This window comes from Streptomyces sp. NBC_01335, assembly GCF_035953295.1.
Classification (GTDB): Bacteria; Actinomycetota; Actinomycetes; order Streptomycetales; family Streptomycetaceae; genus Streptomyces.
This window is the reverse complement of sequence record NZ_CP108370.1, coordinates 5548839-5560000: the sequence shown is the minus strand read 5'-3', so window position 1 is coordinate 5560000 and position 11162 is coordinate 5548839. Positions and strand designations below refer to the sequence as shown.

At 70.3% G+C, this 11162-nt stretch carries 12 protein-coding genes (2 of these 12 cut by a window edge); 3 read left to right on the top strand and 9 right to left on the bottom strand.

What is annotated here, in order from left to right; all coding sequences use genetic code 11:
- On the top strand, positions 1–72 hold the final stretch of the coding sequence (locus OG599_RS35505; protein WP_442809708.1) for a hypothetical protein. The gene continues 237 nt to the left of window position 1, outside the view; only the last 72 of its 309 coding nucleotides appear in the window; its start codon lies off the left edge, out of view; its stop codon occupies positions 70–72.
- On the opposite strand, the gene OG599_RS24070 is transcribed toward OG599_RS35505, so the two are convergent.
- Together OG599_RS24070 and OG599_RS24065 are read right to left on the bottom strand one after the other, a co-directional pair.
- On the bottom strand, positions 1–409 hold the 5' portion of the coding sequence (locus tag OG599_RS24070; RefSeq protein WP_327178055.1) for a nucleoside deaminase. It extends 26 nt beyond the left edge of the window; only the first 409 of its 435 coding nucleotides appear in the window; the start codon lies at positions 407–409; its stop codon lies beyond the left edge, outside the window. The two genes, OG599_RS35505 and OG599_RS24070, sit on opposite strands and share 98 nt — an antisense overlap.
- Complete coding sequence (locus OG599_RS24065) at positions 406–1224, bottom strand: TIGR03619 family F420-dependent LLM class oxidoreductase (RefSeq protein ID WP_327178054.1); 819 nt, start codon at positions 1222–1224, stop codon at positions 406–408. Before OG599_RS24065 ends, OG599_RS24070 begins: the two co-directional genes overlap by 4 nt.
- Positions 1225–1317: 93 nt before the next feature.
- Between OG599_RS24065 and OG599_RS24060 the strand changes: the two genes are divergently transcribed.
- Positions 1318–1764, top strand: coding sequence for an Lrp/AsnC family transcriptional regulator (locus OG599_RS24060; RefSeq protein WP_327178053.1), 447 nt, complete (start codon positions 1318–1320; stop codon positions 1762–1764).
- A 31-nt stretch (positions 1765–1795) separates the two neighbouring features.
- Here OG599_RS24060 and trxA read toward each other — a convergent pair whose 3' ends face one another.
- The 6 genes from trxA to OG599_RS24030 all read right to left on the bottom strand — a co-directional run bounded on the left by trxA (position 1796) and on the right by OG599_RS24030 (position 8227).
- Positions 1796–2137, bottom strand: coding sequence for a thioredoxin (gene trxA, locus OG599_RS24055; RefSeq protein WP_327178052.1), 342 nt, complete (start codon positions 2135–2137; stop codon positions 1796–1798).
- Entirely contained in the window at positions 2134–2544 is a 411-nt protein-coding gene (locus OG599_RS24050) for a MerR family transcriptional regulator (RefSeq protein ID WP_327178051.1), read from the bottom strand. Before OG599_RS24050 ends, trxA begins: the two co-directional genes overlap by 4 nt.
- Positions 2545–2589: 45 nt before the next feature.
- Complete coding sequence (locus tag OG599_RS24045; protein WP_327178050.1) at positions 2590–3285, bottom strand: alpha/beta fold hydrolase; 696 nt, start codon at positions 3283–3285, stop codon at positions 2590–2592.
- 121 nt (positions 3286–3406) lie between these two features.
- Complete coding sequence (locus OG599_RS24040) at positions 3407–6670, bottom strand: penicillin acylase family protein (protein ID WP_327178049.1); 3264 nt, start codon at positions 6668–6670, stop codon at positions 3407–3409.
- A 458-nt stretch (positions 6671–7128) separates the two neighbouring features.
- On the bottom strand, positions 7129–7344 hold the full coding sequence (locus tag OG599_RS24035; protein WP_327178048.1) for a DUF397 domain-containing protein: 216 nt from the start codon (positions 7342–7344) through the stop codon (positions 7129–7131).
- Between the two features lie 4 nt (positions 7345–7348).
- The gene (locus OG599_RS24030; protein ID WP_327178047.1) at positions 7349–8227 is read right to left on the bottom strand and encodes a helix-turn-helix domain-containing protein; all 879 of its coding nucleotides are present in this window, start codon (positions 8225–8227) and stop codon (positions 7349–7351) included.
- 284 nt (positions 8228–8511) lie between these two features.
- On the opposite strand from OG599_RS24030, the gene OG599_RS24025 reads away from it, so the two are divergent.
- On the top strand, positions 8512–8964 hold the full coding sequence (locus OG599_RS24025; protein ID WP_327178046.1) for an ATP-binding protein: 453 nt from the start codon (positions 8512–8514) through the stop codon (positions 8962–8964).
- Positions 8965–9536: 572 nt separating this feature from the next.
- On the opposite strand, the gene OG599_RS24020 is transcribed toward OG599_RS24025, so the two are convergent.
- Complete coding sequence (locus tag OG599_RS24020) at positions 9537–10922, bottom strand: cation:dicarboxylate symporter family transporter (RefSeq protein WP_327178045.1); 1386 nt, start codon at positions 10920–10922, stop codon at positions 9537–9539.
- Between the last annotated feature and the right edge of the window lie 240 nt (positions 10923–11162).

Genomic DNA, 11162 nt, shown 5'->3' with positions numbered 1-11162 from the left:
GGGTACGGGCCTCCGCGAAGAGGGCCGGTCCCTCCTGCGGTACCTCGGGCCATGCCCCGGAGTCGGGGTTGAGCTCGACGAGCTGATCGGTGGAGAGGGCGTACACGACCCGGCCGAGGCCGGAGCGGACGATGCCGCCGGCGCACATCTGGCAGGGCTGGCAGCTGGTGTACATCGTGGTGCGGGCCGCCACCTCTGGAGCGAGTTCGCGGGCCGCCCAGCGGGCGAGCTTCAGTTCCGGGTGGGCGGTGATGTCGTCGTCGCGGCGCACGGTGTTGTGCGCCTCGACGAGTACGGTGCCGTCCGCGTCGGCGAGCAGGGAGCCGTACGGTGCGTCGCCCAGGGTGACGGCGCGGGCGGCCAGGCCGATCGCGCGCCGCAGCAGGGTCTCGTCGGCGGCAGTGATCACGCGGGTGTCCTCCAGTGGTCGGCCACGGTGGCGAGCGCCTGCCAGGCCGCTTCGGGCCGGCGGGTCTCCTCCGGGTCTCCGTCGTAGGGGTCGAGAACGACGGTATCCGCCCCGAGGCGCTCCAGCTGGGCAAGGTCGTCGAGGACCTGTTCGAGGGTTCCGACTCCGGCGGGCCGGTCGGGGCCGTCGACGGGTGTGGTGGTCAGCCGCAGCGAGATCCGGGGAGCGAAGCCCGGCAGGGTGTGTCTCACGACGGCCGAGCGCAACCAGGGGACGGTGTTGTTCAGCGGGTGCCAGGGTGCGTCGAGTCTGATGGCGCGGCGGATGGCCGCGTCGCTGTTGCCGCCGACCCAGATCGGTACGGATGCGGTGGGGCCGGGACCGTCCTCCCGCCAAGCCGCGCGTACGGCGTCCAGGTACTGGTCGGTGAGCTTGCCGCGCTCGGTGAACGGGACGCCGAGGGCGGCGAACTCCTGGCGGGCCCAGCCCACGCCCACGCCGAGCACGAACCTGCCGCCGCTGAGGCGGTTCAGGTTGCCGGCCATGCGGGCCACGAGCAGGGGATGCCGGTAGGGCATCACCAGCACGGTCGTGCCCAGTCGGAGCCGGGTGGTGACGGCCGCCAGCCAGGACAGGGTGGTGAACGGCTCGTGGAACGGTTCCGGGTACTGCGCGGCCACGTCCGGGGTGACGGCGACGTGGTCCGACACCATGAGGAGGTCGTATCCCAGGCCCTCCACGGTTCGCGCCCAGTCGCGCAGGGTGCCGGGGTCGGTTCCCGGCCCGAAGTTCGGTACGTTGACGCCCAGTTGCATGCCCAGAGGCTATCCCTGCGATCATGGCGCCGGGAACGGATTCTTCCTCGGATCAGCGATCGGTCTCCGCTGATTTCCCGGTAGATTCCCACCATGGCCGCGAATCTCGACGACGTCGACTGGGCGATCATCACCCAGTTGCAGCAGGAAGCCCGGATATCCCTGAGCGAGTTGGGACGGCGGGTGAGTCTCAGTCCTTCGGCCACCACCGAACGGGTGCGGCAGCTGGAGGCGCTGGGCGTCATCACGGGATACGCGGCGACGGTCGATCTGGCCAAGGTGGGCTATCCGGTACTGGCGGTCGTCCGGCTGAAGTACCCGGGCAACCGGCATCAGCCGCTGCACCGGCTGCTGGCCGAACGGCACGAGATTCTGGAGTGTCTGCGCACGACGGGCGACGACTGCTACACGCTGAAGCTGGCCGCGACCTCCATGGAGCATCTGGAGTCGCTCGTCGACGAGCTGGCCGGCTTCGGGAGTACGACCACGAGCGTGGTCTACAGCCGCACGCTGCCCCCGCGCGGCCCGCGCCGGCCTTGAGCCCCGCCGCCGTCACCCGTCGTACGGCACCTCACGCCGTCGCGTGCACGTCCTCCAGCTCCTGGAGGAGGCGGCGCTTCGGGCGGGCGCCCACCATCGACTTCACCGGTTCGCCGTCGCGGAAGACGATCAGGGTGGGCATCGACAGCACGCCGTAGCGGGCGGCGGCACCGGGGTTGTGGTCGACGTCGATCTGCACGATCTTGAGGCGGTCGGCCTCTTCACGGGCGATCTCGCTCAGCACCGGGGCGAGCTGGCGGCACGGGCCGCACCAGTCGGCGGTGAATTCCACCAGGACCGGCAGTCCGGCGCCGAGCACCTCGTCGTCGAAGGTCTCATCGGTCACCTCGGTGACGCCTTCTGCGTGGATCACTGTCGTCCTCCCAGTTCACATCGGGGTTCCGGCCCGCCGGGAAGTCCGGCGGCCACCTCGACCTCGGCGCGGGCGAGCTGTGCGCCGACCTCGGCCCGTACGGTCCCCAGCTGTGCGATCAGCGTGTCCAGCTCGTCCAGCTTCCGCCGGTACACGGCGAGGGAGGCGGGGCAGGCGTCGCCGGCCGGGTGCCCTGCCCGCAGGCACTCCACGAACGGCCGGGTCTCCTCCAGGTCGAACCCGAAGTCCTGGAGGGTCCGGATCTGGCGGAGCTGCCTGAGGTCGTTCTCGTCGTAGGTGCGGTAGCCGTTCTCGGACCGTCTCGCACGCAGCAGCCCGCGCGACTCGTAGTAGCGCAGCGCCCGCGTCGTCGTCCCGGCCCGTTCGGCCAGCTCACCGATTCGCATGACCCGACCGTATTCCTTGACGTGGGCGTCAAGGCAAGGAGCCGGTCAGGAGGGGAGGGGGACCTCCGCGAGGATGCGCGCCAGTTCGCGCGGCTGCGAGAACATCGGCCAGTGGCCGGTCTCCATCTCGATCAGTCGCCAGCGGTCGCTCTTGAGCAGCTCGACCACGTCGTCGTCGGGTTCCGGCCCGTCGAGCAGGCACTTGACGTAGGTGGCGGGCAGTTCGCCGAGCGGACGGGTGAGGACGGCGGGTTCGGTGAGGGTGGCGCCGGGGTGGGGGGTCGAGCCGTCGATGAAACGCTGGATCTGCGTCTCCGTGAGTCCCTGGCCCTCGCACTCCGAGGCGGTCAGCGGGGGCCAGAAGCCGCCGTGCGCGGCGATCGTGGCTTCCAGCTGCCCGGCCCACGGGGCGGAGGCGAACGCCTGACCGTCGGCGGGGACGTTGGAGTCCACGAACACCACGTGGGCGAGCCGGTCCCCGATGAGCTCGGCGGCCTGGCCCACGGGGATGCCCGAGTAGCTGTGCCCGACGAGCACCACGTCGGTCAGGCCGGCGTGTTCGACCTCGTCCACGATGTCCCGCACGTGGGTCCGCTGTCCCGCCGGTACGTCACGCTTCTCGGCGAGCCCGGAGAGGGTCACCGGACGGACGGTGTGCCCGCCCCGGCGCAGCTCCTCGGCCACCTCGTCCCACGCCCAGCCGCCGAGCCAAGCTCCCGCCACCAACACGAAGTTCGTCATCGGAGCACCGTAACGCGGGGCACTGACAGGGACCGCCGACGACGAGCGCCCGGGGGCGTACTCCACTGGTGGTGGAGTACGCCCCCGGGCGTCGGCGGGGATCAACGAGGGACGGGCCGGGTCACTGGGCGTAGATCCCGATCTCGTTGAGCGAGTACCGGTTGTCGGTGCCCTTGACCAGCCCGGTGATGCGCACGTACCGGGCGTCCACCGGGGTGAAGGAGCGGTTCTCGGTGCCGCCGGAGCCGGCGGTGGTGGTGTGCACCGTCGTCCAGGCGGCGTTGTCCGAGGAGACTTCCACGGTGTACTTCACCGCGTACTGGTCGGACCAGTCCAGCGCGGTCCGGCCGACCCGCCGTACCGCGCCGAGGTCGACGGTGATCCACGCGGTGTCGACGGTCTTGCTGGCCCAGCGGGTGGACCAGTCCCCGTCGACCGCCTGCTTGGGCGGGTAGGTGACCACCACGGCGTTCTGGTAGTCGGACGCGGTGGCCTTGGCCCCGGCGGCGAGGTTGGTGAGGCTGTCCGAGCGGGTGGCCGGGAACTCCACCACCTGCTGGTAGGTGGGCCGGTTCTGCCAGGCGATCCGGGGCACGGTGATGCCGCCCATGGCCCGGTGCACGATGGAGTCGGCGCAGACCTGGTCGCCCGCCGAGCAGGACGCGTCCGCCGGGTAGACGGTGGCCGCCGGGACGGCCGCGGCGGTCGCCAGGGTGGTCAGCAGGACGTTCCGGCAGGACGCGAGGGTGCCGGTACCGCAGTACGTACGGTCCAGGGGCGAGGCGACCGCGTTGCCGAGCACCGCGCGCAGGTCCTTGTCGAGGTAGCTCCACCAGCCGTGCTGGAAGGAGGAGCCCTTGTGGGCCTGGGCCGCGGCGATGCCGGTGCCGACCGCGCCGGAGCCGTTCTGTCCGCCGGACGGCGACTCGTTGATGGGTGCGACGGCGGTGAGCGCCTGGTAGGCGGCGGTGCCCAGCTTCGGCTGGAACACCCCTTCGACCAGCAGCGGCCACCAGGCGTCCAGCACCCGGATCGCGGTCGCCCGGTCGTACGTCCCGGCGCCCTTGGACGGCTCGCGGCGTTCGGAGCCCGAGGCGGCCCAGGCGCGCAGCTGTTCGACGGTGGCGGAGAGGGCGGGGTCGGTCACGGCGGCGCTGTCGATGACCCGGAGGATCTCGGGCAGCACCTCCTCGGCCCGCAGGTCGGTGGCGGCGGCGTCCTCCATCGCCTTCACCAGCTGGGCGCGGGTCACGCCGCCCGTGGTGACGAGGGCGGAGACCCGGCTGTCCAGCAGGTCGGCCCGGTGCACGGCGCCGTTGCCCCAGCCGGAGGTGAATCCGGCCGCCTGCTTGTTGTTCCAGCTGACGTAGTAGTCCTGGTCGGCGGAGTGGGGGTGCTGGGCGGGCGGGGTGACCGCCGAGGTGTTGACCGTCGGGTTCCAGCCCTGCCACTCGTAGGCGGGCTTGGCCCAGATCGGCTTGTCGGGGTCGGTGGCGGCGGCGCGTACCGGGTTGACGCCGGAGTTGTAGTACGCGGTGTGGTGGGCGTCCGCGTAGAACCAGTTGAAGGTGTACCCGACGTCCTGGGCGGCCGTCTGGAAGGCGGTGGCCGAGGTGATGACGGAGGGGTCGTTGAACTGCTGGAAGCCGATCACCGAGTCCAGCTCGTGCTGGTAGGTGGAGCGCAGCGCGGTGTACGCCACCGGCTTGCCGCCGCTCTTCCCGACATGCGTGACCAGCCCGTACGCGGACCGGAGCGTCTCCAGGTCGTAGGAGCCGGCCGCAGTGGAGTCGGCGGTGGTGGGCGCCCAGGAGTTGTGGGCGGTCAGCTTCTCGAAGGGGGTGCAGACGCCGCGCAGCAGGTAGGAGCGGGAGGCGGTGGTGGGCGTCGCGCCCGAGGGCTCGCAGAGTTCGACGGCGAAGGTGTCGGTGATGTCCTGGTTGGCCGAGGTGGCGCTCCAGGAGTAGTCGAGGCCGCGGCCGATCTCCACGTAGAAGCTGATGCCCGGGAAGGAGGCGCCGCGCGAACGGAGGCCCGGGCCGTCCAGCTCCTGGACCATGAGGAGCTGGGGCGCGTAGTAGCCGGTCTGCGGTCCGAAGACGGCGATCGGGTGGCCGGAGGCGGTGTGGTCGCCGGAGACCACCAGGGCGTTGGACATGCCGTGTTCGCCGGTGATCAGGTCGGCGGGCAGGACTCCCTCGCCGGTGGTGGCGGTGGCTCTCGCGGTGGTGGAGGTGGCGGCAGCTGTCGCCGTGGCGGTGGTGGTGGCCGCCGTCGCGCCGGTACCGGTGCCGTTGACCGCGTGCCGGTAGGCGGTCACCGTGCCGGTGTCGGGCGTCGCCGTACCGACCGGGGCGGCGGGCGTGGTGGCGTACGGGAAGCTGCCGGTGTGCAGGGTGGTGGTGGCCTCGGTGTCGTTCTGCGCGCGCCAGGCCCGGTACGCGGCGGAGCCGGCGGTGGTGCCGTACTGCTGCTGGAGGGCGAGTTCGGCGAGCGCGTTCTCGACCTCGCCGCCGCCCCCGCTGCCGAAGATGGCGCCGACCACCGAGGCGATGGCGACCGTGTCGGTGGGCGTGAAGTCGGCGATGTTCTTGCCGTGGCCGGTGAGCTCGTACTCGCCCGGGTAGTTGTTGGCGTCCAGGTCGGCGTCGATGAAGGCGTTGACGCCCGCCACGTAGTCGTTGATGTCCTGCACGGCCTGGGCGCCGCGCGCCCCGGAGGCCGCGACCCGGTCGAGCTGGGCGTGGAGGTCGGCCTCGGTGTACGGGGCGACGGCCCAGAGGCTCTCCTCCAGCGCCCGGTTGCCCGCCGCACCGCCCGCGAACGAGGACAGCTGCCCGCGCCCGACGTGGCGCAGGATGTCCATCAGCCACAGCCGGTCCTGGCCCGCCGCGTAACCGGCGCCGAACTCGGTGTCGGATCGGGTGGTGCCCTTGATGTGCGGGGTCCCGGTGGCCTTGTCCCGGGTGATGGTGACGCCGCTCCGCGGGGTGAGGGTGGAGGACTCGGTCTGCCCGGACGGTACGCCGAAGGAGGCGTCGTTGAAGTAGTTCGCCAACTGGTCGGGGGTGAGCCCGGAGTAGTCGTGCAGCAGGTTGTCGTACTTCTCGATCTGGTCGGCGGAGTGCGCCGGGCGGGTGCCGATCGTCTGGTGCAGCAGGATGCCGGCCAGGGTGGCGTGGCCGTTCTCGCCCGCGGTGAGGATGTCCAGGCACTGTCCCTGGCAGGGGTCACCGGCGGCGGGCAGCGGATCGGAGGTCGCGGACGCCGTAGGGGCGGCGGCCAGGGCGCCGCCGAGCAGCGCTCCGGCGGCGAGGAGGGAGACGACGGCGGCGCGGGGTCTGGCCCGGCGCGCGCGCCCCAGGAGGCGCTTGGCAGGATTCAACGGAGGCTCTCGATCCGGGGTTTCGGGGGCCGTACGGCTCCGGGGGAAGCACCGGCGGGAGCCCGGCGCGTGCGCACGCTAGCCCTCGGGGGGCGCCGGGCGTAAGCCTTGTGCGGTTGCCGCCAGGAACTTGCAACACCCGCTTCATACTGGGGAGTTGTTCGGCGCCCAGCCGGGTACGGGGTACGGGGTGCGGTTTCGGTCGCGCCGGGCGGCCGGACGCGTACCCGTACGGGCGGCTCGGTGAGCCGGGCCCAGGGGCCCCCGGCTGTGGATTCACCGGCGAGGCCCACGGTGGGGAAAGTGCCGCTCTTCGCGCCCGTACGTGTCGCGCACGAGGGCCGCATGTTCCACGCGTCGCCCGGTGTCGAATGCCCGGGCGTGGTGGTCACGGCGAGCGGCCCGGCCGTCGCGTGCCCGGCCGGGCTACTCAGTACGCATGCGTGCGGGCCGACTCGTCAGCCGGAGAAGCGCCCATCGATTACGGCGGCCATGAACGCCGTCCACGCCGGACCCGCTGCAACGAACAGGGGACCGTCGACGACCTTGGAGTCTCGTACGGCCATGGCGCCGACGGGAAGGCGGGCTCCCTCGACGCACGCCTGGGCCTGATCGTTGCTGTAGCTGGACTTGAACCATTCAGCGCCGGCGAGCAGATGGGCCGTAATCGTCATGCGGTCATAGCTCCTTCATTGCTTTCATGATCATACTCAGAGATTCCTGCGGCCCCGGAGCAAGAGCCTGCAGGTCGGCCACTCCGTCCTCGAACCGTTCGACATCCGCCTGACGACGGGTTACCCAGCTGTCGATGAGGTTCTCGAAGTAGACGATCGGCCTCAGGCCGACCTGATCACGAAACTTCAAGAGCATGAAGGCGCCGTTCATGCCAGTGTGATGGCCAGCCTTGAAGGGCACCACCTGCACCCGGACGTTCGGCGCCTCCGCCAATTCCGCGATGTGGGCGAGCTGGGACCGCATCACCTTGGGGCCACCGACCTGACGCATCAACACCGCCTCGCTGATGATCGCCGTGAGTTTGAGCGGGGAGGTCCGATGCAGCACGTCCTGGCGATTCATGCGCACCGCGACCATTCGGTCGATGTCGCCGTCGCTCATCCCCTGATGCGCACGCCTGTGAATCACTCGCACGTACTCGGCAGTCTGCAGAAGCCCCGGAACGTACTCGGACTCGTAGTTGTGCAGCGCCGCCGCTGTGGCTTCCAGGCCCAGAAACGCCTTGAATCCAGGGCGGATCACCGGCCGGTACTCAGGCGACTGCCACCAGTCACGCTTGGTCTTGGTGACGGCCGCATACCCCTTCAGCAGCTCACTGATCTCCTCACCGGCCTCGTAGATCTGGCACAGCGCCATGATGTCGGAGGGTTCGACCGAAGCGTTCTCACCGGTTTCGAGGCGAGTGAGCTTCGAAGGGCTCCACAGAAGCTTGCGAACGACTTGGCGGGAGGTGAGGCCCGTGGCCGCACGCAACTGACGCAACTCGCTGCCTAATTGAAGGCGGCACAGCGCGGGTGTCGCCGCCTCGACGTCCGTGATCATGCGTTGCCCTTCCCCTGCATCACCCAGTGTGGCGGCGCTCGTCCCGTCTCTGCAAGGAGCGTTCTGCGCCACAGCGGGACATGCCACGAGTTCGGCGAACAGATCGCTCTGACCTGGAAGTTCGCGCACATCTTTGCTCGCAGAATTCTTCCAGAGCAGTCTCGCGAAGCACCGTTCTGCTGCCAGGCTATACCTGCAGCTCACACAGTGCTCTCGCTCGACGACTTTGAGCGACGGGCTCAACGGCTGCTGGTACTCCGACCGTTCGACGGCAAGGACCCTTGATGCCCATCCCCACGCAGAACCCCCCGCCCGCCCCTCTGTCCTGGGCGGTTCCCCGAGCGGTCGAGGACGGTTCGGTCAGACTCAGCGTCTCGTTTCCTCCCGGCCCCCATCGGGTGAAGGCGATGAGGCAGCTGGCGGGGAGGCTGCTCCGGCAGAGCAACCTCGACGACGAACTGATCGGGACGGTAGAACTTCTGGTCAGCGAGCTGGTGACCAATGCCGTGGTGCACGGACACGGCAAGGAGGTCCGCTTCTCACTCGCGTACGTGGACGGCAGCGACGTGCTCATCGAGGTGGACGACCGCTCCCCAGCCCCGTTGCGGGTCCGGTATCCGAGTCCTGAGCAGGAGTCCGGCCGGGGACTGCTGCTGGTCGACGCCCTGGCGCGAGCCTGGGGGCGATGGGGCTCGTGTACGTGGTGCGCCGTATCGACGCAGCAGGTGCGGGTCTGATGCCCGGGAATGCGGATGGGCCGGTGGAAGGACCGGCGGGAAGGCCGATGGGATCCGAGCCGGTGGAATCCCGGCCGGTGGACCTGATCACCGTCGACCGTACGGTGGAGGAAGCGTCGGCCCGGCGTCTCGCACTGCTGGACCGGGCACGGGTCGACATGCTCACCGCTCGCCTCCGGGGTCATCTGGGCTTGCTGCTCGGGGAGGTGGACGGCCCGGAGCTGGGCGCTTCGGACGAGCTGCGGGCCCTCCGCCAGGAGGCGTATGCCGTGCTGGCGCCGGATCGGCAGCCGGACGGCACCACTCCGCCCTGGTTCGCGCAGGAGCACATGCGAGCCCTGGCCTCCGTGACGCAGCGCCTCGCGGCGGTACATCGCGAGCGCTCGGCCTCCGACACGGAGGTACGGAAGACGACCACGCCCGCCTGGCGCACACCGACCCCCACACCCAAGAAGCCCGCACCTCCCGGTGCGGGCGTTCCCGGCGAGACGGCCGAGGCAGGGTGGGGGTCTCGGCGAGGGTCTCGGGTCCGTGGGGACTCCGTGCGGATCCGCGCGCGGCGTGGGCGCGGGTCAGACCTTCGCCGGGACCACGCCCCCGTCGCGCTGGTCGGGCACCTCTTCGCCGGTCGGAGAACCGGCACTCGTGGCCGGGTCCGAAGGTGCGTCGTCCTCCAGCATCCGTTCGTCGAAGGGCAGGTTGCCGGCCAGGACCTCGTCCACGCGGGCCCGGTCGATCTCCTTCGTCCAGGTGCCGACGAGGATGGTGGCGACGGCGTTCCCCGCGAAGTTGGTCAGGGCGCGGGCCTCGCTCATGAAGCGGTCGATGCCGACGATCAGGCCGACGCCGTCCACGAGTCCGGGGCGGTGCGACTGGAGGCCGCCCGCGAGGGTGGCGAGTCCGGCGCCGGTGACTCCGGCGGCGCCCTTGGAGGCGATGACCATGAAGACGAGGAGGGAGATCTGCTCGCCCGCGCTCAGCGGGTCGCCCATGGCGTTGGCGATGAAGAGGGACGACATCGTGAGGTAGATGGCGGTGCCGTCGAGGTTGAAGGAGTAGCCGGTCGGCACGGTGATGCCGACGACGGGCTTGCTGACGCCGAGGTGTTCCATCTTCGCGATGAGGCGCGGCAGGGCGGACTCGGAGGACGAGGTGGAGAGGATCAGCAGGAATTCGCGGCCGAGGTACTTCAGCAGCAGGAAGAGGTTCACCCCGGCGACCAGGCGCAGGATGCTGCCCAGGACGACGATGACGAAGATCGCACAGGTGAGGTAGAAGCCGACCATGATGATGGCGAGCGACTTCAGCGCGTCCACTCCGGTCTCGCCGACCACGGCCGCCATCGCGCCGAACGCGCCGACCGGCGCCGCCCACATGATCATGGCGAGGATGCGGAAGACGAGCTTCTGGATGTGGCCGATGCCGCGCAGGACGGGCTCTCCGGCGGAGCCCAGGGCCTGGATGGCGAAGCCGGCGAGCAGGGCGATCAGCAGGGTCTGGAGGACCTCGCCCTCGGTGAAGGCCGAGACCATGGTCTTCGGGATGATGCCGAGCAGGAAGTCGGCGGTGGACTCGCTCGCCCCCTCCGCCTGCTTCTCGCCTGCCGCGCGGACGGTCTCGGTGAGGTGCAGCCCGGAGCCGGGCTCCAGGATGTTGCCGACGATCAGGCCGATGGCGAGGGCGACGGTCGACATGACCAGGAAGTAGCCGAGTGCCAGCCCGCCCACCGCGCCGACCTTGGTGGCCTTGCGCACCGAGCCGACGCCGAGCACGATCGTGCAGAAGATGATCGGCGAGATCATCATCTTGATCAGGTTGACGAAGCCGGTACCGATGGGTTTCAGCTCGACGGCGACCCCGGGGGCGGCGAACCCCACGATGATGCCGAGCACCACGGCGCCGATGACGGCGAGGTACAGATACTGGGTGCGGTCCCGCTGTCCGGCTGTCCCTGCCACGGGTGCCTCCTGGGTTCGGTCTCGGCTCTTGTCGCGTACGGGTCCCGGACCCCGGGCACGTACGCGTCACCCAGGTGGTGTCCGGGGCACGCACGTACGGGTCCCGTCGTCGGGGCGCGTACCGGCTCCAGTCCCTGGGGCCCCGGTGACTATCCACCGAGCCGTGGCGCGGGTCACCCTTGCGTTCATAACGTTCACGCGCCCCCGTGGCGCTCACACCGTTCCTGGCCGCGTGACGCG

Bases quoted from the DNA above. Each gene is read 5' to 3' on its own strand.
- OG599_RS24065 (WP_327178054.1), bottom strand. From the start codon at position 1,224: ATGCAACTGGGCGTCAACGTACCGAACTTCGGGCCGGGAACCGACCCC.
- OG599_RS24050 (WP_327178051.1), bottom strand. From the start codon at position 2,544: ATGCGAATCGGTGAGCTGGCCGAACGGGCCGGGACGACGACGCGGGCG.
- OG599_RS24035 (WP_327178048.1), bottom strand. From the start codon at position 7,344: ATGACGATTACGGCCCATCTGCTCGCCGGCGCTGAATGGTTCAAGTCC.
- OG599_RS24030 (WP_327178047.1), bottom strand. From the start codon at position 8,227: ATGATCACGGACGTCGAGGCGGCGACACCCGCGCTGTGCCGCCTTCAA.
- OG599_RS24045 (WP_327178050.1), bottom strand. From the start codon at position 3,285: ATGACGAACTTCGTGTTGGTGGCGGGAGCTTGGCTCGGCGGCTGGGCG.
- OG599_RS24025 (WP_327178046.1), top strand. From the start codon at position 8,512: ATGCCCATCCCCACGCAGAACCCCCCGCCCGCCCCTCTGTCCTGGGCG.
- OG599_RS24060 (WP_327178053.1), top strand. From the start codon at position 1,318: ATGGCCGCGAATCTCGACGACGTCGACTGGGCGATCATCACCCAGTTG.